This window comes from Thiorhodococcus fuscus (assembly GCF_042682685.1).
GTDB lineage: Bacteria > Pseudomonadota > Gammaproteobacteria > Chromatiales > Chromatiaceae > Imhoffiella > Imhoffiella fuscus.
Map to the genome: position 1 here is coordinate 39,666 of NZ_JBHUHX010000016.1, position 23,038 is coordinate 62,703.

Annotated in this window: 17 protein-coding genes and 1 tRNA gene; 5 read left to right on the top strand and 13 right to left on the bottom strand. The window is 63.4% G+C overall.

The genetic code is table 11. The features are described from left to right. Positions 1–233: 233 nt before the first annotated feature. Both ACFSJC_RS07740 and ACFSJC_RS07745 read right to left on the bottom strand, forming a co-directional pair. Positions 234–1,148 (bottom strand): alpha/beta hydrolase, encoded by a 915-nt coding sequence (locus ACFSJC_RS07740; protein ID WP_386025409.1) that lies wholly within the window; start codon positions 1,146–1,148, stop codon positions 234–236. 125 nt (positions 1,149–1,273) lie between these two features. After that, positions 1,274–1,771 carry a hypothetical protein gene (locus tag ACFSJC_RS07745; RefSeq protein ID WP_386025411.1) on the bottom strand — a complete coding sequence of 166 codons (498 nt, stop codon included), beginning with the start codon at positions 1,769–1,771 and terminating at the stop codon, positions 1,274–1,276. Between the two features lie 252 nt (positions 1,772–2,023). Between ACFSJC_RS07745 and ACFSJC_RS07750 the strand changes: the two genes are divergently transcribed. After that, positions 2,024–3,964, top strand: coding sequence for an EAL domain-containing protein (locus tag ACFSJC_RS07750; protein WP_386025413.1), 1,941 nt, complete (start codon positions 2,024–2,026; stop codon positions 3,962–3,964). Between the two features lie 353 nt (positions 3,965–4,317). On the opposite strand, the gene ACFSJC_RS07755 is transcribed toward ACFSJC_RS07750, so the two are convergent. The 5 genes from ACFSJC_RS07755 to ACFSJC_RS07775 all read right to left on the bottom strand — a co-directional run bounded on the left by ACFSJC_RS07755 (position 4,318) and on the right by ACFSJC_RS07775 (position 7,365). Next, positions 4,318–4,393 (bottom strand) — tRNA-Thr (locus ACFSJC_RS07755). Between the two features lie 121 nt (positions 4,394–4,514). After that, positions 4,515–5,630: a glycine oxidase ThiO gene (gene thiO, locus ACFSJC_RS07760; protein ID WP_386025415.1), complete on the bottom strand. Its 1,116-nt coding sequence runs from the start codon at positions 5,628–5,630 to the stop codon at positions 4,515–4,517. 36 nt (positions 5,631–5,666) lie between these two features. Next, complete coding sequence (gene ispH / locus ACFSJC_RS07765; RefSeq protein ID WP_386025416.1) at positions 5,667–6,614, bottom strand: 4-hydroxy-3-methylbut-2-enyl diphosphate reductase; 948 nt, start codon at positions 6,612–6,614, stop codon at positions 5,667–5,669. A gap of 100 nt (positions 6,615–6,714) precedes the next feature. Then, positions 6,715–7,179 carry an FKBP-type peptidyl-prolyl cis-trans isomerase gene (locus ACFSJC_RS07770; protein ID WP_386025418.1) on the bottom strand — a complete coding sequence of 155 codons (465 nt, stop codon included), beginning with the start codon at positions 7,177–7,179 and terminating at the stop codon, positions 6,715–6,717. Positions 7,180–7,227: 48 nt separating this feature from the next. Further along, the gene (locus ACFSJC_RS07775) at positions 7,228–7,365 is read right to left on the bottom strand and encodes a hypothetical protein (RefSeq protein ID WP_007041688.1); all 138 of its coding nucleotides are present in this window, start codon (positions 7,363–7,365) and stop codon (positions 7,228–7,230) included. Positions 7,366–7,632: 267 nt separating this feature from the next. Here ACFSJC_RS07775 and rimO point away from each other — a divergent pair, with 267 nt between their 5' ends. Next, positions 7,633–8,976, top strand: coding sequence for a 30S ribosomal protein S12 methylthiotransferase RimO (rimO, locus tag ACFSJC_RS07780; RefSeq protein WP_386025925.1), 1,344 nt, complete (start codon positions 7,633–7,635; stop codon positions 8,974–8,976). Between the two features lie 70 nt (positions 8,977–9,046). Here the strand turns inward: rimO and ACFSJC_RS07785 are convergent, their stop codons facing one another. Then, positions 9,047–9,247 (bottom strand): YgaP family membrane protein, encoded by a 201-nt coding sequence (locus tag ACFSJC_RS07785; protein ID WP_007041686.1) that lies wholly within the window; start codon positions 9,245–9,247, stop codon positions 9,047–9,049. Positions 9,248–9,469: 222 nt separating this feature from the next. On the opposite strand from ACFSJC_RS07785, the gene ACFSJC_RS07790 reads away from it, so the two are divergent. Beyond that, positions 9,470–11,077 (top strand): bifunctional aminoglycoside phosphotransferase/ATP-binding protein, encoded by a 1,608-nt coding sequence (locus ACFSJC_RS07790; RefSeq protein ID WP_386025420.1) that lies wholly within the window; start codon positions 9,470–9,472, stop codon positions 11,075–11,077. Between the two features lie 29 nt (positions 11,078–11,106). Here the strand turns inward: ACFSJC_RS07790 and ACFSJC_RS07795 are convergent, their stop codons facing one another. Then, positions 11,107–11,982 (bottom strand): EamA family transporter, encoded by an 876-nt coding sequence (locus ACFSJC_RS07795; RefSeq protein ID WP_386025422.1) that lies wholly within the window; start codon positions 11,980–11,982, stop codon positions 11,107–11,109. A gap of 271 nt (positions 11,983–12,253) precedes the next feature. On the opposite strand from ACFSJC_RS07795, the gene ACFSJC_RS07800 reads away from it, so the two are divergent. After that, entirely contained in the window at positions 12,254–14,878 is a 2,625-nt protein-coding gene (locus tag ACFSJC_RS07800) for an EAL domain-containing protein (RefSeq protein ID WP_386025423.1), read from the top strand. A 4-nt stretch (positions 14,879–14,882) separates the two neighbouring features. Further along, entirely contained in the window at positions 14,883–17,429 is a 2,547-nt protein-coding gene (locus ACFSJC_RS07805; RefSeq protein ID WP_386025425.1) for a PAS domain S-box protein, read from the top strand. Between the two features lies 1 nt (position 17,430). On the opposite strand, the gene dusA is transcribed toward ACFSJC_RS07805, so the two are convergent. The 4 genes from dusA to gorA form a co-directional block, all read right to left on the bottom strand. Further along, entirely contained in the window at positions 17,431–18,423 is a 993-nt protein-coding gene (gene dusA / locus ACFSJC_RS07810; protein ID WP_386025927.1) for a tRNA dihydrouridine(20/20a) synthase DusA, read from the bottom strand. Between the two features lie 194 nt (positions 18,424–18,617). Beyond that, the gene (gene nifN / locus ACFSJC_RS07815; protein WP_386025426.1) at positions 18,618–19,955 is read right to left on the bottom strand and encodes a nitrogenase iron-molybdenum cofactor biosynthesis protein NifN; all 1,338 of its coding nucleotides are present in this window, start codon (positions 19,953–19,955) and stop codon (positions 18,618–18,620) included. After that, a complete protein-coding gene (gene nifE / locus ACFSJC_RS07820; protein WP_386025428.1) occupies positions 19,943–21,295 on the bottom strand; it encodes a nitrogenase iron-molybdenum cofactor biosynthesis protein NifE in 1,353 nt (450 codons plus the stop codon). The genes nifN and nifE overlap by 13 nt, the downstream gene beginning before the upstream one ends. A 272-nt stretch (positions 21,296–21,567) precedes the next feature. After that, on the bottom strand, positions 21,568–22,944 hold the full coding sequence (gorA, locus tag ACFSJC_RS07825; protein WP_386025429.1) for a glutathione-disulfide reductase: 1,377 nt from the start codon (positions 22,942–22,944) through the stop codon (positions 21,568–21,570). Positions 22,945–23,038 lie beyond the last annotated feature (94 nt).

The following is a 23,038-nucleotide window of genomic DNA, read 5'->3' on the forward strand; positions in this document are numbered from 1 at the left end:
CGGGAGGGCGCGAAGGATACCACAAGCGGTGCCATGGACACCCGCGCTCGGCCGGGGATCGGTGTGGAGTTTCGGCGGTGCGTGCGAGCCGCCACCGGGACTCCATTTGGTTCGAACGCGGCACGGCCGTCAGCGGGTCGTGGTCGCCACGGGCAAGGTTCCGGTGCGCGCACCTTCGGCATAGCCGCCCCGGCCGAGGTGCGCGGCCCGAGTCGTGAGGAGACTGGCCGGGCTCAGCCCGTGACGCCAAGGCGCCGTAGATAGGGCGTCAGTGCCTCCAGGAATGCCTCGGGGGTCTCCTCGTGGGGCATATGGCCGCATTCGGGGATGACGACCAGCTCCGCCTGCGGCAGTCGGTTGGCAAGCCGCCGGCTCTCGTCCGGTTGGACGGCCCGATCGTGGTCTCCAGTGACGACGAGTGTCGGAATCGTAATTTCCGGCAGTCGCGGGTCGAGGTCGAGCCGATGGCTGGCGAGGAAAAGCTCGAAGAAGGCCTGTCCCCAGGGGCCTTGCATGAAGTCGGCCCGATAGGCGGCGAGATCCGCCTCGGGGAAGCCTTCTGGACCGTGCCAGAACTTTCTCAGGGCCGGGTCGTAGAGTCGGCCGATGAGAAAGCGCATGAAGCGCCAGAACAGTGGTTTGAGCGCGCGCATGCCCACCAGTACCGGTCCGGGGACCTCGCTCGTCGCATAGCCGCTGAAGATCATGGCACCGACCAGCACCAATCCCTCGACCCGTTCCGGGTGGCGCAGCGCGGTCAGGACCGACACGGTTCCTCCGGTCGAGTGACCGATGAGGATGGCCTTTTCGAAACCGAGCGCAGCGATCAGATCCGCGACCAGATCGGCCTGCGATTCGGCTGCGTAGGGCGAAGGTCCCTTGCCGTTTGGAAGCGGGCGGGAGGTGCGGCCGCAGACTGGACGGTCGAAGGCGACCAGGGTCGCCGTTTCGGCCAAGGGGGCGATGATGTGCCGCCAGGACCTGAGATTTAGAAAGCTGCCGTGCAGTAGCAGGATGAGCCGTGGACCGGATCCGAGCCGCTTGTAATGGAGTTGGAAGCCGCCAAGTTGAATGAAGTGGCTCTGTGCGTCGGCGAATGGGTCGTTCGCTGTCGGGTTTTTGTGCATTGGATTCGGGTTGTCTGTCATGGCGTCACGGGCGTCGAGAGTGCGAGGGGACGGACAGTTTACAGGTTTGGATCGCGCGTTCGGCGGGCGGCGGTGCATTGACATCCGGGAAGTCGCTCAGGAGACCTCACTGTATTCCGGTTGTGTCATTGACCATAACCCCAGTTGTTACGGATGCAATTCTCGTAGACGATATCGTAAACTCGCTGTGGATCTCGCATGGCGCTCTGGCTCAGCACGGCGCCGGTCGTTGCTCCAGCGACGGCACCCGCTCCTCGGTAATCGCGGCGGTAACCGTGATAGGGGTAGCCTCCATGATGCCAGTGAGATCGGCGACCCGGCGGGTAGCGCGGCTCCACGTCGTAGGACAACGCGCTGCCGATGGCGACCCCGGCCGCAATGCCGATCAGCGTATATCCCACCTCGCGGTTGATGTTCGAGCGTCTGGTTTGCTCGGCCAGACGATAGGCCTGACCTCGGCATTTGATATCCAGTTCCCAGGATATTCCGTCGGAACCACCGACCGGGGCCGGATAGGTCGGAATCATGGGGGTCGGTTTCAAACCGGAGCAACCTGCTCCGATGGTGAGTGTCATTGCGAGCGGCGTCAGGATCAGGATGCGCTGAGAGAGGGGGCGGCTCATCGCGGCTGAGACTCCGTGCGATTGGTTTGCGACGCGTGAAGGGAGGCGACACGAGGCGCGGCCGTCGGTCGGCGTGTCGCGTCGCGCCTTTCGCTCCAAAGTATCATGCGCCCAGTCTGCCGTGACGGCAAAGGCGCGGCTTCGACTTTCGGCTTGGCCGATCTCGGTGTGTGATTCGCGGAGCGGTTCGTTTTAGTGTTGAGCCCGCGATTCGCAGTTGTTGGACATCATGACAAGGGAGTGAGTCTCGGTATGGAGAAGACGTCGATAATCAGGGAAACCCAGATATTACAGGGTTGGTCCGTCGACCTGCGGGCGATTGCCGAGTCTTCGCTGGAATTGCTTCCCGATGATCTCAGTCTTGATGACATCTTGGATCGGGAGGAGGCGCAGCAATTTCAGGATGCCTTCGCGGCAGCGACCGACGTAGCCTCGATCATTACCTACCCCGATGGTCGGCCCTTTACGCGGCCGAGCAATTTCTGTCGGTTATGCGCTGACCTTATTCGTAAGTCCGATATCGGTCTTGCCAACTGCATGCACTCCGACGCGCTGATTGGTGCCGCCAATGGCGAGGGACCGATCATTTGGCAATGTCTGAGCGGCGGGCTGACGGATGCTGGCTGTCGCATCATGCTGGGGCAGAGGCACGTCGGAACCTGGTTGATCGGGCAGGTGATCTGCGGATCCGCCGACATGGACGAGGCGGCGCATTACGCCGAGACGATCGGAGTGGATGTGACCGAATACAAGGCCGCGCTCGACCAGGTGACTCGGATGTCGCCCGATCGGTTCGAGCGCATTGTCAGGGCGCTGTCGCTGATTGCCGGGCGGCTTTCGAATGCCGCGCTCAAGAATCTGGTCCTGGCGCATCAGGTGGAGCAACTGAGCGTCGCCGAGCATCGGCTGCATCAGTTGGCGCTCAACGATCCGCTCACCGGACTGCCTAACCGGGCGTTGGCCAATGATCGACTCAGGCAGGCGATCGCCCAGGCGCGGCGTGCCAATGCCAGGGTCGCGTTGCTGTTCGTGGACCTGGATCAGTTCAAGCAGGTCAATGACACGCGGGGCCATTCGGCTGGCGATGCGCTGCTGTGCGAGGCGGCCGAGCGACTGCGCGCTTGCTGTCGTGCCGGGGACACGGTGGCTCGTCTAGGCGGCGACGAGTTCATGATTCTGCTTCCGATGCAATCCTCTCCCGAGATTTCGGAGTGCATCGCGCGCAAGGTCGTCGAGTATTTATCTGCTCCCTTTCGCGTGGATGGTCATCTTCATCATGTCACGGCCAGTGTCGGTATCGCCCTCTATCCGGATGATGGGCTCAGCGGTGAGCGTTTGCTGTCCTGCGCCGATGTCGCCATGTATCGAGTCAAGGCCGAAGGTCGCAACGGATTTATGCGTTTCAGTCCGGACATGAACTCCAGGGCCTTGAGGCACGCCAGTCTGGAGGATGGTTTGGGTCTGGCCTTGGAACGATGCGAGCTCATCTTGGAGTACCAGCCCATTCATCGTTTCGGTGCGCGGGCTCCCGTTGGGATCGAGGCGTTGCCGCGCTGGAAACATCCGACGCTTGGGATCTGTCTGCCGGGTGAATTCATTCCGCTCGCGGAAGAGACGGGGGCCATCGTGGCCATCGGAAATTGGGTCCTGGAACAGGCCTGCATGGAGGCGATGGCATGGCCGAGGTTGGAGGATGCACCGTTCGTCTCCGTGAATCTCTCGCTCGTCCATCTGAACGACTCGGGATTTTTCGACACGCTCGGGCGCATCCTTGAGCGAACTCAGCTGCCGCCCGAGCGTCTCTGTCTCGAATTCACCGAAGAAATCATGACCGGGGCCAAGCACGGTGGTTTCGATCTGATCAAGCGTTTGCGTGCGATGGGCGTCTCGATTGCCATCGATCATTTCGGCGTGGGCAGCGCTGCCTTGAGTCATTTCAGGCATCTGCCGATCGACGTCCTGAAGGTCGACTCTGTCTTCATTCGCGATCTGCCCGAGAGTCCGGTCGACCAGCAACTGGTCAGCGCGATTGCGACCATGGGGCGCAATCTTGGGATCCAGGTCGTGGGCCAGTGTGTCGAGACCCAGGCTCAGGCGGACTGCGTTGAATCTTGCGGCTGCGACTGCTTCCAGGGTTACTGGAAGAGCCGGCCGATCGGCGCGGCCGACTTGGGGAGCTATCTGCAAGGGTGACTTGCGAGAGCGCGCAACGGTGCGTCGCCGACGCTGGCCGGGTCGGCATTGGGCGCGATGCTTTCGCACCTGTCCACTATGGTGCGCTCAAAGCCAAGATCGCGTTGGAAGCCATCCGCAGCGTGAGCGCTGTCAACGAAATGATCGGCCGGGAACATGGCGTGCGATCGGTGCAGGTCGGGCAATGGAAGACGGAGATTCCGGAGCAGATCGGCGACCGAGGGCGGCGCCTATGCGTCCGTTAGGCGGTAGTGAAGCTGGGACTTGGTGTGACGACGCGCGCAGGTGACGCGGCGGGAGGATTCTGAGAGTCGACTTGGCTCGCACACAAGCGAATCAAAGTCTTTGAATAATGGAGCCGATGAGCGGATTTGAACCGCTGACCCACGCATTACGAATGCGTTGCTCTACCAACTGAGCTACATCGGCACCGAGCGCGGTACTTTAATCGAAGCGTTAACGCGGATCAAGGGCGTTATGACGCGATTTTTCAATGACCCGATATTTGGGACGACCCGATATTTGGGACGTCCGTTCGGTCAATCCTTTCTCAACCACGAGCGGCGTCCAGTGCATAGGGATCCGGCGCCAGGATCGGCGGGCGCTGAAGCAAAAGATCCGCGAGCAGGCGCGCGGAGGCGGGGGCGGCAACCAAGCCGTTGCGGTAGTGTCCGGCGTTGAAGTAGAGCCCTTCCACGCCTGGGTAGTCGCCGATATAGGGGATGCCGCTGGGCGATCCCGGACGCAGGCCCGACCAGTGGTCTTCGATCGGGGTGCGTTTGAGGACGGGGAAGAGCTCGACGGCTGCGCGGTAGAGCGCTTCCTTGGCCTCGGCGGTGGTGCTCTTGGCGAAGCCAGCATGCTCCAACGTGCTGCCGAAGAGGACGCGTCCGTCCCGACGTGGGATGACATAGTGCTCGCGTTGGAGCGTGATGTGATTGATCTGGCCCGGGTGGCCGAAGAAGAGCAGCATCTGACCGCGCACTGGATGGATCTCGGGGGCGTTGCCGAGTTGTTCCAGCAGTTTGGCGGTCCAGGCTCCCGCGCAGATGACGGTCTGTTGGGCGAGGATCTTGCCCTTCGGGGTGCGTACCCCGGTGGCTTTGCCATTCTCGACGAGGAGTTCCAGCACCTCTTCGCGCTCGCGGATCTGGATGCGTCGCTCCAGAGACTGACGCACGGCCTTGGCGAGCCGGGGCGCGCGGATCTGGGCGATATCCGGGAGCAGCAGGGCCGGATCCTGTCTCAGCTCCAGTTGGGGCTCGCGCTCGTGCAGTTTCGCGCCCAGGATGGTTTCCATGTGCACGCCATAGCGTGCCCCCCAGTCCATGGCAAGTGCCAGCTCGTCATCGAGCGCGTCCAGCATGAGCAGGCCGTTGACGGTGAATTCCGGATCGATTCCGGTTTCGTCGTAGAGCGCCGTGGCCAGTCTAGGATAGGCCTCCTGGCTCCAGCTCACCAACTCGGAGACCGCGTCGGCGTAGCGCCAGGGGTAGAGCGGCGACAGGATGCCGCCACCGGCCCAGGAGGATTCTCGGCCGGTCTGGCCCATTTCGATCAGCGTAACCTGCGCCCCCGCGTCGGCGAGTTCGCGGGCGGTCAGCAGGCCGATGATGCCGCCCCCGATGACAAGCACATCACTCATGGGTTTGGTCCTCAGGTTCATGTCGCGATCGAGCTTTTCCCGGATATGTTTCCAAGATCAACCGGTGGGTTGGTTGTCCGTCAATTCGCGTGGGAGGGCGAAGACCACCTGCTCGCGGATTCCGTCCTGCTCTTCGATTTCGGTGGCGCCCCAGTCGCGCAGACAGCCGGTGACGCGTTCCACCAGGATCGCGGGCGCGGAGGCCCCAGCCGTCACTCCAATCCGGGATGAGGCGTTCAGCCATTCGCGCGAGATATCCTCGGGCCCGTCGATCAGATAGGCGCTACAGCCCTGTTTCTCCGCCAACTCGCGCAGTCGGTTGGAGTTGGAGCTGTTGGGCGAGCCGACCACCAGCAGCAGGTCGCAGCGTTTGGCGAGATCCCGCACCGCGTCCTGACGGTTCTGGGTGGCGTAGCAGATATCGCTCTTCTTGGGGCCTTGAATGGCCGGGAAACGCGCGCGCAACGCGTCGATGATGTCGCGGCTGTCGTCCATGGAGAGCGTGGTCTGGGTGACATAGGCGACGCGCTCCGGATCGGGAATCTCCAGGCTGGCGATGTCCTCGACGCCTTCCACCAGCTGGATCGTGCCGCCATCGCCAGTGCACTGTCCGAGCGTGCCCTCGACCTCGGGATGGCCGCGATGGCCGATCAGGATCACGCTGATGCCGTTCTGACAGTAACGCGCGACCTCAAGATGGACCTTGGTCACCAGCGGGCAGGTTGCGTCGAAGACCTTCAGGTCGCGCGCCTGCGCCGCCTGACGGACCGCTTGCGGAACCCCGTGCGCGCTGAACACGAGCGTGGCGCCGTCCGGAACCTCGTCGAGATCCTCGATGAAGATGGCGCCGCGCTGTCTCAGTCCCTCGACGACGAAGCGGTTGTGCACCACTTCGTGGCGGACATAGATGGGAGATCCATAGAGATCCAGGACACGTTCGACGATTGCGATGGCGCGATCGACCCCGGCGCAGAAGCCGCGCGGGTTGGCGAGCAGAATATTCATGATGGGTGAGGATAGGCGAAGCTGAACGGATGAAATAAATGGAGATTTATGCGGTTAATGGCGATCCATTGGTTTCGTGGGTCTCCGATGAGCGGTGGGATCAGGCGCATTGTCCGTCGATATCGAGCACCTGGATCCGAATCAGCAGACGCCGGCCCGAGAACGGGTGATTGAAATCGACGAGGACCTGCTGATCCTGCTGGGCGATGATGATACCGCTGGTGTCCTCTCCGCCCGGGGTCGTGAAGGCGACCAGCTGGCCTGCGACCGGGGGTTGGTCGGTTGGGAAATCGGCGCTGTCGACCCAGTGCAGATTGCGCTCCTCGTAGACGCCGAAGAGTTCGGATCCGTCGGCCGTGATCCGAGTCTCCGTGCCCTTGGCGAGCCCTTGGATGAGTGCCTCGAAGGCCGGCGTGAAGGAGCCGTCGCCGATGCGGCAGCGGATGGGGTCTTCTCCGAAGGTGGATAGCGCCTCGAAGCCGTTCTCGAAACGGATCTCCAGGTGCAGCCGTACCTCGCATCCCGGAGCGATGCGTGTGCCGGTGGAGTGACAGGTTTGATCCATGAAGCGATCGGATATTGGGGCGGGCGCCGTATTTTAGCCAATCTCGGGCTAGATGAGTTCTTGGGTGACGAACAGATAACCGAGCGAGAGGGTGACCACCGCGATGGCGAGGTAAGGGAGTAGAATGCAGATCCCTGGCAGGTCGTTGCAGATCTTGCTGTACTTACAGAGCGTGCAGTTTTTCATACCTGGTCCGTCCGTCGTGAAGTCTCTGCGGTGAGCCTCTGATGGGGCATTCTTCTTTCTATGTGTAAGGAAGCCGACCGTCGCGATCCTACGTATCCTTACCCAATTCCGCGACGCGATCAACGCACGCGTTCCTTTTAGGCGTGTGCCGGTCTCTCCATTGGCTGCGAGGGTGTGGCGCGCGACGGCGTACCCGGTCCATTGCGTTACTTTCAATCCCTGACATTCGAGGGCGATTCTCTCTTGTCCAGTTCTTCATTCAACGGCGTGACGTCTCCAGGCTCGGCTGAAGCCGGGGCACAGGCTCCGAACATCGGTTTCATCAGTCTCGGTTGTCCCAAGGCGACCGTCGATTCCGAGCGCATCCTGACCCAGTTGCGCGCCGAGGGTTACGACATCCGGCCGGATTATCGCGATGCCGATCTGGTAATCGTCAACACCTGTGGGTTCATCGATGCGGCGGTCGAGGAGTCGCTGGGCGCCATCGCCGAGGCGATGGACGAGAATGGCCGCGTGATCGTCACCGGCTGTCTGGGCGCACGCGCCGAGATGGTCCGGGAGACGCATCCCGAGGTCCTGGCCGTCACGGGTCCGCATGCGCTGGACGAGGTCATGACCGCCGTGCATGCGCATCTTCCGGCGCCCCATCATCCCTTCACCAGCCTGGTGCCGTCGCAAGGCGTCCGGCTGACGCCCCGGCATTACGCCTATCTCAAGATCTCGGAGGGCTGCAATCACCGCTGCAGCTTCTGCATCATCCCGAGCCTACGCGGGGATCTGGTCAGCCGCAGGATCGGCGAGGTGCTCGACGAGGCACACCGGTTGGTGGAATCCGGGGTGCGCGAACTCCTGGTCATCTCCCAGGACACCAGCGCCTATGGGGTCGATCTGCGTCACCGTCCGGATTTCTGGCGCAATCGCCCTTACCGGACCCATGTCACCGAACTCGCGCGCGCGCTCGGCGAGTTGCCCGCCTGGATTCGGATGCATTACGTCTATCCCTATCCGCATGTGGACGAGCTCATCCCGCTGATGGCCGAGGGGCTGATCCTGCCCTATCTCGACATGCCGCTGCAGCACGGCGATGAGCGTGTACTGCGGTCCATGCGCCGACCGGCAGCGACCGAGAAGGTCCTGGAGCGTCTGGCGCGTTGGCGCGCCATCTGCCCCGATCTGATCCTGCGCAGCACCTTCATCGTCGGCTTTCCGGGCGAAACGGAGGCCGAGTTCGAGGGGTTGCTCGATTTCCTGCGCGAGGCCCGGCTGGATCGCGTGGGCTGCTTCACCTATTCGCCGGTCGAGGGGGCGGATGCCAACGGACTCGCCGATCCGGTGCCCGAGTCGCTCAAACAGGAGCGTCAGGAGCGCTTCATGGAGGTCCAGGCCGAGATCAGTCGCGAGAAGCTGGCCGCCCGGATCGGGCAGCGTCTGACCGTGCTGGTCGACGAGGTGGAGGAGGACGCCATCATCGCGCGCAGCTATGCGGATGCGCCCGAGATCGACGGCGAGGTCATCATTCCGGGGGCCTGGGAGATCGAGCCGGGTGATTTCATCGAGGTCGAGATCACCGACTCGGGCGATCACGATCTCTGGGCACAGCCTATCGAATAGGTGTGCTGATCGCGGTCGAGGGGCTGTCCGTTCGAACCTGCCCTCGACCTGCGATCTGTCTGGGCGCGGCTTAGAAGGCCGGGCCGCTCTCCTTGCCGAGTTTCTTGAGGATCAGGGCCAGTGGGCAGAATCCTGTGAAGGCGGACTGGAACAGATTGGCCCCGACGAAGGCGGTGAACCAGAGCCAGTAGGGGCTGACGAAGTGTGCGAGGGCGACAGAGATGAGGATGAAGGCGCCCGCGACGGCGAAAACGATGCGTTCGATCGACATGGAATTCTCTAGACTTGTTCTGTGAGGTGGATTGTTCAGGTTGCCGGGAGTCCTGGGGTTTGTTCGGGAATCCAGGCCGGTAGATCGGGGCGGGATCTTACCCAGCCCGGTTTGCCGCGTCCAACGGTGTCCTTGCGGGACGGATGATCCTTCCTCGGGCGCGCCTGGCGTCATGGACGACTCGGGGCTTCATCCATCGGGTTGCGGCGGGTGGCCGTTCATATGGATAACGACGACTTTGCGCGTTTGATCGCAGGCTTGATGCGACCGGAGTCCTATCCCGGTCGGGTGGCGACGGTCGAACATATCGAGACCCACATCTCTCATCTGATGCTCGCGGGCGATTTCGCCTACAAGCTCAAGAAGCCGATCGATCTGGGCTTCCTGGATTTCTCCACCCTGGAGCGCCGACGCTACTGCTGCGAAGAGGAATTACGCCTCAATCGGCGCCTCGCCGACGACCTCTATATCGCTGTCGTGCCGATTTCCGGCACGCCGGATGCCCCCTGTGTCGAGGCCGAGGGTCCGGTGCTGGAATACGCAGTCAAGATGCACCGCTTTCCGCAGGCGTCCCTGCTCGACCGTCAGCCGCTTTCCGGGTCCTTGATGCTTCGACTCGGCGAGCGTGTCGCCGACTTCCACGCGGCCGTCCACTCGGCGGGTCCCGAGAGCGGCTTCGGGACCCCGGATGCGGTGCTGGAGCCCATGTTGGAGAATGTTCGGGCCGTGCGTTCGCGCGCGTCCTTGCCGGAGAATCTGTCGCGGCTCGACCGCCTGGAGGCGTGGATCCAGGAGCGCCATCGCCAACTGACCCCCTTGATCGAGCGTCGATTACGGCAGGGCTTCGTGCGCGAGTGCCATGGCGATATGCATCGCGGCAATATCGCGCTGGTCGGAGACGTCATCCATATCTTCGATGCGATCGAGTTCAATCCCACTCTGCGCTGGATCGATACCGCCAGCGAGGTCGCCTTCCTGGTCATGGACCTGGAGCAGGCGGGGGAGGGCGGTTGCGCCTGTCTCTTCCTCAATCGCTATCTTGAGCGCAGCGGCGACTATGGTCTGCTGGCGCTGCTCGATTTCTACAAGGTCTATCGCGCCATGGTTCGGGCCAAGGTGCTTGCGATTCGACTCGATCAGAGCGATCTGGAGCCCGACGAGGCGGCCCGGGTGCGGTGCGACTGTACCCATTATCTGCGGTTCGCCGAGTCCTATACCGTGCCGAGACAGCCGCACCTGTTGATCCTATGCGGTCTTTCAGGCTCGGGGAAGAGCTGCATCGCCAGCCGGCTGCGCGAGGCGTTGCCATTCATCCATCTGCGCTCGGATATCGAGCGCAAGCGTCTTTTCGGACTGCGTGAGAACGCCCGCACCGCGAGCGGCCCGGATTCTGGAATCTATTTCCCGAGCGCGACCGATTGGACCTACGATCGGTTGTGCCGGCTCGCCGCAGGCATTCTGGAGAGCGGCTACGATGTCTTGGTGGACGCCACCTTTCTGTCGCGGAGCCGACGCCGACGCTTCATCGAGCTGGCGCGTCGGCATGGGGCCGGGTTCGCGATTCTGGCCTTGGACGCGCCGCTGGAGATTCTGCGGCAGCGGGTGATGCGCCGCCTGGCCGCCAGCGACGATGCCTCCGAGGCCAATGTGTCCGTGCTGGAGCGTCAGCACGCCGGACGTCAGCCGCTCACCCCGAGCGAGCGGATGCATTCGGTCGTGATCGATACCAGTCGCCCGCCGCCGTTTCCAGAGATTCTGGCCGAGGTGCGGCGGGTGCTTGGCATGGATGCGCGAGAGTCGTCTAGACTGACCCGGTTGCCCGGAGCCTGAACCGCAGTTCGCGTGTCTATGCGGTGGTTTCAGATCAGGATCATGACGACCCCGGCGACCATAAGCGCCCCGGCGGGAAGGCGTGCCGCGAGGTTCGGCTCACGGAACAAGAGTCCGCCGTAAAGGATTCCAAACAGGAGGCTGGTGCGTTTGAGGGCAATCATGTAGGCGACCTCGACCTTTTGGATGGCGAGGAAATGGGTGTAGACCATCACCCCGAGCAGGCCGCCGATGACGAGGATGGGAATGGGTTTGCGCGCCAGTTTGTGCAGCATGGCCGGGCGGGGCAGCAGCACGAGGGCGAAGACGCTGAGGCCCAGCAGTCCGTAGTAGAAGGCTCCGAACGCTTCTGGTCCGAGGTAGTGCATGGCTCCCTTTCCCAGGGTGGCCGTCACACCATAGATCGCCGCGACCCCGAGCATCATGCGCGGTCCGGGGTCGCTGGCGATGGCCGTCAGCGGAGTGGCCCAACTGCGCCAGTCGCGCCGCCTCGCATGGCCGCTGTTGAGCAACCAGGCGCCCGCGACCACCAGCAGTACGCCGAATGCGCCCCGCCAGGAGATTCGCTCGCCCAGCGCGAACCAGGCGAAGCCCATCACGAACACCGGGGAAAAGGCCAGATAGGGTAGCGTCCTGGACAATGGATGATCGCGGATGGCCGCCATATACAGCAGCATCGCGGTGAGTTCGAGCGGGATGAGCAGGCCGATCCAACCCCAGAAGGCCAGCGGCAGCTCGCCGAGCGGCGGTAGATGCACGAGGAGCGGAGTCATCAGCAGGGCTGGAACGCAAAAACGCACGACCAGCAGTTCCAGTGCCGAGAATCCTTGCAGCCAGGCCTTGGTCGCCGCGTCGGCGCTCGCCAGGCTCAGCGCGCACACCAGCGAGAGCGTGATCCAGCTCATGGGACGAGGATGCAGATCCAATGAAATCGATAATTGAGGATGAGGAGGCGCGTCGAACGGGTCGCCGTAGATCTTACGCGCAGTCGGTCCCGCTACGGCGAAGAATCTCGATCGGATTCACATTCGCAAGACCGGGCTGGGCACTTTCATGACGCTCCTCTTGCGCTCGGGGTCCATGGCATGGTCCTCTTTGGTCACGAACCTGTTGGGTCAATTGCGGGTTCCGGCGCAGAACGCGCATTAGGAACTTGAAGGGGATGAACGGTCGCATATGTCCGCAACGATTCTGATTGTCGACGACCTCCCGGCGAATCTGCTCGTGATCGGTGAATTGCTGCGCGGTGCCGGTTACGACGTCAGGGCCGCGAACTCAGGTCTGGCCGCGCTTGAATACGCGGTTCAGGAACCGAAACCGGACCTGATCCTGCTGGACATCATGATGCCCGGCATGGATGGGCATGAGGTGCTGGCACGTCTGCGGGCCGATCCGCGAACCCGCGATCTACCGGTGATCTTCGTCACCGCCATTGACAGCATCGACGAGGAGACGCGCGGATTGGAGTCGGGGGCCGCCGACTATATCGCCAAGCCGATCGCGGCGCCTGTGGTGCTGGCGCGGGTGAAGACGCAGTTGGAGCTCAAGCGTGTTCGCGACTGGCTGCGCGACAAGAACGACTTCCTCGAATCCGAGGTCGAGCGCCGGGTCGGCGAGATTCAGGCCGTTCAGGTGGCCAGCGAACGTCTCGAAAACCGTCTCAATCATCGGTTGGAGCTGATCCTCAGCTCGGTCGGCGAGGGGATACTCGGACTCGATCGAGACGGTGTCGTGAACTTCATCAACGGCGCAGCGTCCAGGTTGCTGGACTATCCCAGGGAGGAGCTGCTCGGATCTCGGCTCACCGGAATTCTCTGTCCTGACGAGGGGTGCTCGGACCTTCCTCACTCGGAGGATTGTCTGCTGCTCATGGCTGTTCGGTCGGGGCAGACGCTGAGCGGACATGAGGAGCGCTTCTGCCGCAGGGATGGTTCCAGCATCCCGGTCGAATGCACCTTGATGCCCGTCATCGAAGGTGGCCAACTGTTGGGTGCGGTCCTGAGCTGGCGCGACGTGAGCGAGCGCAACCGCTATTTGGAGCAGCTCGAGCGCAAGTCCAACTTCGACGATCTGACCGGCCTGCCCAATCGAAATCTGTTGTCCGACCGGCTTGAGCGCGCGATTCGCCGCAGCCTCGAATCCAGCACGCCGCTCATGGTGGTCGCCTTGAATCTGGATCGATTCAAGAGCGTCAACGAGAGTCTCGGGCGGGACGCGGGAGACGGGGCGATTCGGGCAATGGCGGAGCGCCTGCTCGGGTTGCTGGGGGGCGGAGATACCCTGGCCAGGGTCGAGGGCGATGAGTTCGTCATCGTCGTCGAGGGTCGAGAGCCGGAAGGGATCAGCCGCTTCGCCCAGTCGATTCTGTCCGCGTCGCTTGTACCCTTCTCCATCGGCGGGCGGGAAGTGGTGCTGTCCCTGAGCATCGGCATCGCCGTGTTTCCCAAGGATGGCGAGACGGTCGAGGCGCTGTTCAGCAATGCTACGGCGGCCTTGATTCGTGCGAAGCGCGAGGGTGGCCAGCAGTTCCGCTATTACGCGCGGGAGATGAACGCGCGTGCGCTTGAGCGCTTGGATCTCGAGAACGAGTTGCGTCAGGCGATCGAGCATGGCGCTCTGGAGCTCTATTACCAGCCTCAGGTCGATCTGCGCGGGGGGCACATCATCGGTGCCGAGGCGTTGGTGCGCTGGCCGCATCCGACGCGCGGCTGGATCATGCCCGGTCACTTCATTCCGCTCGCCGAGGAGTCCGGTCTGATCGTGCCGCTGGGCGAGTGGGTGCTGCGCCAAGCCTGTTTGCAGAACCGCGCCTGGCAAGAGGCCGGACTTCCGCCGGTCAGCGTCGCGGTGAACCTATCGGCGCGTCAGTTCGCCTCCTGCGATCTGGTGGATCTGACCGAAGGCATCCTGCGCGAAACCGGGCTCGATCCGCATTTTCTGGAACTGGAGCTGACCGAGAGCGCGGTGATGTTGGACATCAATGCATTCATCAAGGCGACCAAACGGCTGAAGGATCTGTCCGTCGCGCTTTCCATCGACGATTTCGGCACGGGTTTCTCTTCGCTCAGCTATCTGCGCCGATTCGAGATCGACCGGCTCAAGATCGACCGCTCCTTCGTGAACGACATCGTGCACGACCCCAGCAGTGCGGCCATCGTGACGACCGTCGTTTCGTTGGCCCACAATCTGAACTTGGTGGCGCTCGCCGAGGGCGTCGAGACCGAGGCCCAGGTCCGTTTTCTTCGTTCTCGCGATTGCGATGAGATGCAGGGGTTCTATTTCAGTCGTCCCTTGCCTGCCGAGGAGTTCGCTCGGCTGTTGGGCTCGGCCTGCCGGCTGGATATTGCCTCGGACCTCAACGCGAGTGTCAGGCGGACGCTGCTCGTGGTCGACGACGACCCGCTCGTCCTCGCCACTGCCAAGCGGCTGCTCGATCTCGACGGCTACCGGGTCTGCACGGCCCATGACGGTCTGGAGGCATTGGAACAGTTGGCACTGCACCCGGTCGAGGTCATGATCGTCGATGCGTTGATGCCGAGGATGGACGGCGCCGAATTGTTGGGGCGGGCGAGCGCGCTCTATCCAAATCTCGTCTGCATCATGACCTCCGGCTACAACGACTTCCAGACCCTGACCAAGGCCCTGAATCGCGGTGCCGTCTTCAAGTATCTGAGCAAGCCCTGGCACGGTGGGACGCTACGCGCCGTGGTTCGCGAGGCATTACGCGCGGCCGAACTCCGCGCGCACCAAGGCCAGGGCGGGACTGGGGGCGCGAAGCCGGATTTCTCCGGGTCCGGTTGAGCCGATGCGCAAGGAGACTGTCGATGGTCGACCAACCGCTTTGGCGGTGTCCAGCGCGACTGCGATGGACCGTCTGGTCGGCTTTCGCTGCTGGCCGCAGTGGTCGTTCTATCTGATCGCCGTTCTGGTGGTCCTGCTCGCGCTGCTCCTTCGCTCGATAGTGGCGGTGTCGTTCCAGGGCCATACCTTCGTGCTCCTGCTCGTACCTGCGATCCTCCTCGTCGCCGCTGTCGGCGGTTTGGGGCCAGGGCTGTTGGCGACATTGGGCGCGTACCTGGGGCTCGCCTATACGGCGATGCCTCCCGTCGAGAGCTTCCTGGTCGCCGATGCCCATGATTCGGCGCAACTGGCGTTGCTCGTCACCAGCGGGGTTCTGATCAGCATCCTCTGCGAGTGGGTGCACTGGGGGCGTCGCCGCTGTGAGGCGATCCTGACCCGGCAGGCCGTGACCTTGTCGAGTATCGGCGATGGCGTCATCACGACGGATCCTGAGGGGCTGGTGACCTTCGCCAACCGGGCGGCGGAACGGCTGCTTGGGTTATCCGCCGAATCGGTTGTCGGATGCCCGCTGTCCAGTGTTTTGCATCTGGTCGACGAACGGACCCACCGTCCCAGGACGGATGCGCTGACCGAGTTTCTGGGGACGGGCACTCAGGTCGAGGAACACCGCACGGTCTGTCTTCTGTCCGCGTCCGCAGACGCAATCTCGGTCAGCGAGCATGCCTCGCCGATCCGGATGGCGGACGGTCGGTTGCTGGGTGGGGTGCTGGTACTGCGTGACGAGTCCCGCCGCCGTGATGCGGAAGCGGCGCGCGACCGCGAGCGCGATCTGCTCAAGACGCTGATCCGCACGCTGCCCGATCCGGTCTGGGTCAAGGATATCGACGGCCGCTATCTGGCCGGAAACGCCCGTCTCGAACAGCTGTTTGGGGTCTCGGAGGCCGAGATCATCGGCCGCACCGACTATGACCTGGTTGCCCCGGAGATGGCGGATGCCTTTCGTCACCACGATCTCGCCGCCCTGGCGGGGGAGGTTCCTTGCGTCAACGAGGAAGAGGTCACCTTTCTCAGCGACGGTCATCGCGAGTGGCTGGAGACCATCAAGGCGCCGATCCGCGACGCTCGGCACGCCCTGATCGGCGTGCTCGGGATTGGGCGCGACATTACGCCGGCGCGCGAGGCGATGACCGCGCTTCGGGCGAGCGAGGCGCGGTATCGCGAGTTGTTCGAGAGTATCCAAGAGGGTTTTTTCCTGGCCGAGTTGATCCGGGACGAACGAGGCGAGGTCGTCGATTGGCGCTATCTGGACGTCAATCCGGCCCACATCCGCCTGCTGGGTCTGCCGCGCTCGGCGTTCGTCGGGCATCGGCTCAAGGAGCTCTACCCAGCTGCCGAGGACGCCTGGCTTCGGATCGCCTCCCAGGTGGTGACAAGCTCCGTGCCCGCGACGTTCGAGCTGGAATTCTCCGGGCATTGCTCCGAGGTCCATTTTTTCGCGTCGCGCTCGGGTCTGCTCGCCTGTCTACACACCGATATCACCGAGCGCAAGGCGGCGAGCGAGCGTCTCCGCAAACTCTCCCAGGCGGTGGAGCAGACCCCGGCCAGCGTCATCATCACGGACACCGAGACTCGCATCGATTACGTCAATCCCGCCTTCCTGCGTCAGACCGGTTACACCCGGGAGGCGCTCCTCGGTCAGACGCCCGCACTGCTCCAATCGGGCAAGACGCCTCCCGAGACCTATGCCTCGCTACGCGACGCGCTACGTCGAGGCGATATCTGGAAGGGGGAGTTCCACAACCGTCGCAAGGATGGGACCCAATATGTCTGCGCCGCCATCATCGCCCCGATCCGCCAGCCCGACGGGCGCATCACCCATTTCGTCTCCATCCAGGAGGATGTCACCGAGCACAAGCGTTTGGCGAGCGAGTTGGAGCGGCATCGTCAGCACCTTGAGGAGCTGGTCGCCCAGCGCACCGCCGAGCTGGCCGACGAGCGGGAGCGCGCCGAGTCGGCCAATCGCGCCAAGGGCGTCTTCCTCGCCAACATGAGCCACGAGATCCGGGTCCCGGCGAGCATCATCATCGGATTGGCCCATGAGCTGCGCCGCGATCTGGGGGCGGGGTCGCAGGGTGAGCGTCTGGCGAGGATGGAGCGCGCGGCCGTCCATCTGCTCCAGGTCACCAATGACGCCTTGGATCTCTCCATGAGCGAGACGGATGGACGGCCGCTCGACGCGCGGGACTTCGAGCGCGATGGGACGGAGGCCGTTTCGGGGAGGGCTGAGTCGAAAGATGACCCTGAGGTCACGGTCGATTCGGCTGGGTTGGATACAGGGATCTTGATACGTCTCCAAACCCTGCTCGGCAAGGGCGATATGGCCGCTAACGATCTGGTCGTCTCGGAGTCGGTCCTGCTCGGGAATCGGCTCGGTGCGGACTATGCGCGTCTGTGCGCTCTGGTCGAGCGTTTCGAGTACGGCTCGGCACTCGACCTGTTGCGGACCTCTCTTTCGAATGTGCCCGGTCGAGAATCCGAAAAGCGCTGCTGAGTCAGGCGTCCTCCAAGCGGTCGCGCTCGGCCATGCGTGCGCATGCCAGAGAGATGCAGTCCGCCGACAGGACATCGACCCCGGCGCCCTTGCGATGGGCCTGCTCGCTGATTTGGCGACGCCAGGCCCGCGCGCCGGGCTGGGCTTGAAACAGTCCCAGGATGTGCCGGCTCATGGCGGCGAGCGGCGTGCCTCGCGCCAACTCGCGCTCGGCGTAACGGATGAAGTCGTCGAGGACCTGGAAGCGGTCCGGCGGCGCTCGGTCGTCGCCGAAGATGCGTCGGTCGGCCTCGGCGAGGATCCAGGGGTTCTGATAGGCCTCACGCCCGATCATGACGCCGTCAAGCTGGGTCAGAAATTCTGCCGCCTCGTCCAGTGTCTTGATGCCGCCGTTGACGGCCATGGGGAGATCGGGGAAGTCCCGTTTGAGCCGCAGGGCCACGTCGTAGCGCAACGGCGGAATGTCGCGGTTCTCTCTCGGGCTCAATCCGCTCAGCCAGGCCTTGCGGGCGTGAACGATGACGGCGTCGCAGCCGGCTTCGGCTTGAGCACCGACGAAATCGACCAGTTCCTCGTAGCTGTCGCGGTCGTCGATTCCGATCCGGGTCTTGACCGTTACCGGAATTGAAACCACGTCCTTCATCGCCTTGACGCATTCGGCGACCAGTCCAGGCTCGGCCATCAGACAGGCGCCGAAGCGTCCGTTCTGGACCCGGTCCGAGGGACAGCCGACGTTGATGTTGATCTCGTCATAGCCCCAGTCGGCGCCGATCTGTGCGCAGCGCGCCATGTCGGCCGGGTCGGAGCCGCCGAGCTGGAGCGCGAGCGGATGCTCGGTCGGATCGAAGCGCAGATGGCGCTCGCAATCGCCGTGGATGAGCGCACCGGTGGTGACCATCTCGGAGTAGAGCAGGGTGTGGCGCGAGATGAGACGAAGGAAATAGCGGCAATGCCGGTCGGTCCAATCCAACATCGGGGCGACCGAGAGTTTCATGTGTTCAGTATTCACCAGGGATTTCAGGTAGATGCTTGGTTGGCGCGAGGAATTCGCTATGGAGATGCCGATCGAATGCCTGACGGGCATTCGACGCGCTCCATGTTCAATCGCTTAGGCGCTTGAACATGCCGGACCATCCTTGGCCCGGACGGGAAACGCGAAAAATCAGCGTTTCCCTATTGCAGCGTTGGTCATGCCGATTCAGCGATACTTTGCCGCTTGATCCGTTCACGCTCATGGTGAACTTGGTCTTCCCTCATTTTTTCGGCGGTATTGGCGATTTCAAACAGGAAATAGGCGCCGCCCTCATAAAGGACGTCGTTTTTCAAGGCGATCCCGACCTCTTCGTAATTGGGAAAGCCCCTCATGACCGCCTTTTTCCCCACGCGATGCGCAAGGGCCTCGGTGTGGAAATTGCCGATGACGATATCGTAGTCATCGCCCATTTTTTCGGCATCTTCGAGATCCCCGACGATCACCTGATCCGCCTCGATGTCGTCGAGGATGGGCGAATCGACCGTGGCGATCGCCAGGGCGACCTTGCCGCCCACCTCGCGTAACGAGGCGGCCATGGACGCCAGATGATCCGGCTCGGCGACCAGCAGGAAACGGGTCTGCCCGATGGAGAAATGGCTGTCGAGCATGGCGTCCTGAAGCCGCTTGCGCCAGCGCTGCACTACCTCCGGAGGTGCGTCCCGACCGCTCGCATCGAGCAGCCAAGCGACCAGCGCGTCGGTTCCCCGCAGACCATTGACATGATCGAAGTGCCGGTGCTGGATGGACGGATTCTTCTTCTGCAAGGTTGCGCCGACAGGTTTAACGGAGGCCCCGAGGGTGACGACGAAGGCCGCGTCCGCGAGCCGTTCGAGTTCGGCGACCGTCACCCCGCCGCTGCTCAGGGACGCCTGTTTCTCGCCCAGATGATTGTCCAGCGAGGAGGAGAGATCCGGGACGGCGACGACCTTGAAGCCGAAGGCTTCGATGAACTCTCGGAGCTTCTCAACCTCGATCGGCTGCAGGCTGACGTGGGGGACCAGCACGATCTTCCGCGCATCGATCTGGTCGCTGGGCTTGGTGAGCTGATCGATCAGCGCCTGGGTCGTCAGGGTCCAGCCGCTCTCCAGGCCGCCCTGGTAGTCCGGGGTGTTGACGTAGACCAGGGGCACGTCGATCTTGCTGGCGACGCCACGGATATCGTCCCCCTTGGTCTCGGTCAAGCCGGTGGTGTGCAGCCCGACCAACTCGGGAGCGACCTTGTCGTGGATGTTCTTGATCGACTCGACGATGCTGTAGTCGCCGCCGTCCAAAACGGCGATCACGTCGTTCACCGCAGTCGTCTGCAGTGCGATGGGCTCGCAGAAATGACGGGTGAACATCACCTTGGTGAAGCTGGCGCAGCCCTGGGCTCCGTGCATCAGGGGCATGCAGCGGTCGACCCCCAGGAACGCCAGGGTCGCTCCCATCGGTTGGGAGAGTTTGTGGGGGTTCACCTGCAGCGGTTTGCCCGATTTGCGTCTTACTTTTGCCATGGTGCCTTCCTGTCGACCAGCTCGAAGACTGGGTTCTGCAGCGAGTTCTTGAGGTCCTCGGCGAGGACCAGCAGCCCGTTGTAACCGCCGTAGCTCTTCTTCTTCTCTTGATTGACGTCGGTGAAGGCGATCCGCTTCTTGATCGCGGTATAGAGCGAGCGCCCGCCGGCCAGGAGCAGATGGGCTCCTGTGTCGTCGATTACCTTCGCCTGCTGGGTCGCTGGGTTGGTCATGAGAATGGCGTTCTCTCCCAGATATTCGCGCGCCTTGGCCTTGTCGGCCTCGGTCGACTTGCGCACCGATGTCGCCACCACCTCGATCCCCAGGTCCTGCAGCGCCGAGGCGATTGACCAGGACTTGTTGCCGCCGGTGTTGAGCACCGCCTTCTTGCCGGCGAAGATCTCGCGATAGGGGGCCAGCTTCTCTTCCAGCCGGGCCTCCTCGCGGGCGATCAGGGCGCGGGTGCGCTCGATCAGATCGGCGTCGCCCAGGGCCTCGGCGATGGCCAGGATGCCGGCCGAGGTGTCGGTCTTGCCGTAGAAGGAACAGGAGATCCAGGGAATCCCATACTGCTCCTGCATCTTGCGGGTCATCGACACCAGGGACTTGGCGCAGACGATGACGTTGAGCTTGGCCCGGTGGGCGGTGCGGATGCTGGCGATGCGCCCGTCGCCGCTGAAGGTCGAGAGCACGCGGATGCCGAGCTCTTCGAGCAGATGCCGGTAGCGCCAGAGCTCGCCGGTGTTGTTGTGTTCGCCGATCAGGTTGATGTCGAAGGGGGTCGTCTCCTCCGGCTCTTTGGTCCCGATCAGGTGGCGCAGCACGGCCTCTCCGGCGATGCGGCTGCCGAGGTTCTTTGCACCGACGAAACCGGGGGCATGCACAGGCACGCAGGGGATGCCGTGTTTTTCACTCCGCTGCTTGCAGACGGCGTCGATGTCGTCCCCGGTCATGGCGGTGACGCAGGTCGAATAGACGAACACGGCCTCGGGCGCATAGTGCGCGACGATATGATCGATCGCTGCGGCCAGCTTCTTCTCGCCGCTGAAGACCACATCGTTGGTCGTGATGTCGGTGGCGAAACCGGTCTGGGTCAGATCGCGCCCGGACCAGCTGGTCGGCGTCAGACGCGTCTCCCAGGCCCCGCCGACGCAGGACATGGGGCCGTGGATCAGATGGGCGGCATCGGCAAAGGGAAAGAGGGCGATCTGCGCCCCGTCGAGGGCGCAGCCGCCGGTGGTGGCTCCGGGCGTGGGGGCGTTGCAAGATCCTTTCTTGCCTTTGTTGTGTTCGCAGGCGCTCTCGACGAGCAATTCTTTGATTTTCGGTTTGGACGACACGAGGCGTAGGTTTCCGTTCGTAAGAGTGGGGTCCGAATCGCCAGGATCGATCCAAAGGCTCGGACATGGCTCCAGTCTCCAACCGAGTGGGCCTCGATTCAAGTGCGCAATCTCTTCGTCGAGGGGGCGGCAGGCTCGATGCATCGGGTCCGCGACGTCCGAACCCGATTCCACCGGCGGCGCCTCGACCACATCCGGCGCCATGCGGACCGATTCCATCGTGCATCGACAGCCGAACCCGACGTCGGTCGGCGCCGGGTTCGAGGGAGAGCTTAGTGGTCGCCCGGGGTGCGCACCGGCACCTTCAGGGTGACCAACTCCTCGGCGCTGCAGGGATGGATGGCGACGGTGTTGTCCAGATCCGCCTTGGTGGCGCCCATCTTGAGCGCGACGGCGAAGCCTTGCAGCATCTCGTCGACGCCGTCTCCGATCAGGTGGATGCCGACCACCTTCTCCTCCGGCCCGGTGCAGACCAGTTTCATGGCCGTCTTGGGTCCGTGCGCGTTGAGCGCGTAGCGCATGGGCGTGAAGCTGGTCTCGTAGATCGTCAAGGTATCGCCGTAGCGTTCGCGCGCCTCGGGCTCGGTGAGTCCGACCTTGCCGATCGGCGGATGGGCGAAGACGACGGTCGGGATGTTCTCGTAGTCGAGCTTGAGATCCGGCTTGTCCTTGAACAGACGCTCGGCCAGACGGCGTCCGGCGGCGACGGCGACCGGGGTCAGCGGGTCGCGTCCGGTGATGTCGCCGAGTGCGTAGACGCCTGGGACGTTGGTGTTCTGGAAGGCGTCCGTCGGGATGATGCCGTTCGGTTGCACCTCGACGCCGGCGGCCTCCAGGTTGAGGTCGCGGGTGTTGGCGGCGCGTCCGACCGCCCAGATGACCTGATCGAAGCCGCTCAAGCGCTGGCCGTCGCTCGCCACCAGGGCGAGGAGGCCGTCGGCGTCCTTCTCCAGCTTGGAGACCTCGAATTCCAGATGCGTCTGAATGCCCTCGGCGTGCATGTTCTCGGCGAGGGTCTCGCTGATCAGCGGGTCGAAGAGCCAGAGCACCCGGTCCTCAAGGGCGACCATGGTGATCTCGGTGCCGAAGGCGCGCAGTACGCCGGCCAGCTCGACGCCGATGTAGCCGCCGCCGATGATGGCGACGCGCCGGGGGCGTTCCTCCAGTGCGAAGAATCCGTCCGAGCTGATGCCGAACTCGGCGCCGGGCAGGCGCGGCACGATGGGGCGCCCGCCAGTGGCGATCACGATATGGTCGGCCGTGTACTGCTCCTCGCCGACCGCGATGGTGTGTGCGTCGACGAAGCGACCGTAACCCTGGATCAGGCTGATGCCGAGCCGCTGCGCATAACCGTCCCAGTAGTCGTTGATGTTGGCGATGTAGCGGTTGCGTCCCGCGATCAGCTTGCCCCAGTCGAGTCCGTCCGAATGGGCGTTGACGCCGAAGTCCGGTGCGTCGGCGACGGCGGCGGCCAGATTGGCCGCATACCACATGACCTTCTTGGGTACGCAACCGGCGTTGACGCAGGTCCCGCCCAGCTTGCTGGCCTCGACGATGGCGACGCGCAATCCGAATTGAGCGGCCTTTTCCGCGACCGCCAGGCCGCCGCTGCCGCCCCCGATCGCGATCAGATCGAAATGCTGACTCATGTTGGGTACCTCTGAGGATGAAAGCTGCAACTATTCTCGCACGGATGAGGCAGCCTTTCGGCGCGGCTGGAGCTTCATGTCAATGGCGAGGGTG

What these genes read in the sequence shown, in the direction of transcription:
- ACFSJC_RS07740 (WP_386025409.1), bottom strand. Translation starts at nt 1,148, where the DNA reads ATGACAGACAACCCGAATCCAATGCACAAAAACCCGACAGCGAACGAC.
- ACFSJC_RS07745 (WP_386025411.1), bottom strand. Translation starts at nt 1,771, where the DNA reads ATGAGCCGCCCCCTCTCTCAGCGCATCCTGATCCTGACGCCGCTCGCA.
- ACFSJC_RS07750 (WP_386025413.1), top strand. Translation starts at nt 2,024, where the DNA reads ATGGAGAAGACGTCGATAATCAGGGAAACCCAGATATTACAGGGTTGG.
- thiO (WP_386025415.1), bottom strand. Translation starts at nt 5,630, where the DNA reads ATGAACCTGAGGACCAAACCCATGAGTGATGTGCTTGTCATCGGGGGC.
- ispH (WP_386025416.1), bottom strand. Translation starts at nt 6,614, where the DNA reads ATGAATATTCTGCTCGCCAACCCGCGCGGCTTCTGCGCCGGGGTCGAT.
- ACFSJC_RS07770 (WP_386025418.1), bottom strand. Translation starts at nt 7,179, where the DNA reads ATGGATCAAACCTGTCACTCCACCGGCACACGCATCGCTCCGGGATGC.
- ACFSJC_RS07775 (WP_007041688.1), bottom strand. Translation starts at nt 7,365, where the DNA reads ATGAAAAACTGCACGCTCTGTAAGTACAGCAAGATCTGCAACGACCTG.
- ACFSJC_RS07785 (WP_007041686.1), bottom strand. Translation starts at nt 9,247, where the DNA reads ATGTCGATCGAACGCATCGTTTTCGCCGTCGCGGGCGCCTTCATCCTC.
- ACFSJC_RS07790 (WP_386025420.1), top strand. Translation starts at nt 9,470, where the DNA reads ATGGATAACGACGACTTTGCGCGTTTGATCGCAGGCTTGATGCGACCG.
- ACFSJC_RS07795 (WP_386025422.1), bottom strand. Translation starts at nt 11,982, where the DNA reads ATGAGCTGGATCACGCTCTCGCTGGTGTGCGCGCTGAGCCTGGCGAGC.
- ACFSJC_RS07800 (WP_386025423.1), top strand. Translation starts at nt 12,254, where the DNA reads ATGTCCGCAACGATTCTGATTGTCGACGACCTCCCGGCGAATCTGCTC.
- ACFSJC_RS07805 (WP_386025425.1), top strand. Translation starts at nt 14,883, where the DNA reads ATGCGCAAGGAGACTGTCGATGGTCGACCAACCGCTTTGGCGGTGTCC.
- dusA (WP_386025927.1), bottom strand. Translation starts at nt 18,423, where the DNA reads ATGAAACTCTCGGTCGCCCCGATGTTGGATTGGACCGACCGGCATTGC.
- nifN (WP_386025426.1), bottom strand. Translation starts at nt 19,955, where the DNA reads ATGGCAAAAGTAAGACGCAAATCGGGCAAACCGCTGCAGGTGAACCCC.
- gorA (WP_386025429.1), bottom strand. Translation starts at nt 22,944, where the DNA reads ATGAGTCAGCATTTCGATCTGATCGCGATCGGGGGCGGCAGCGGCGGC.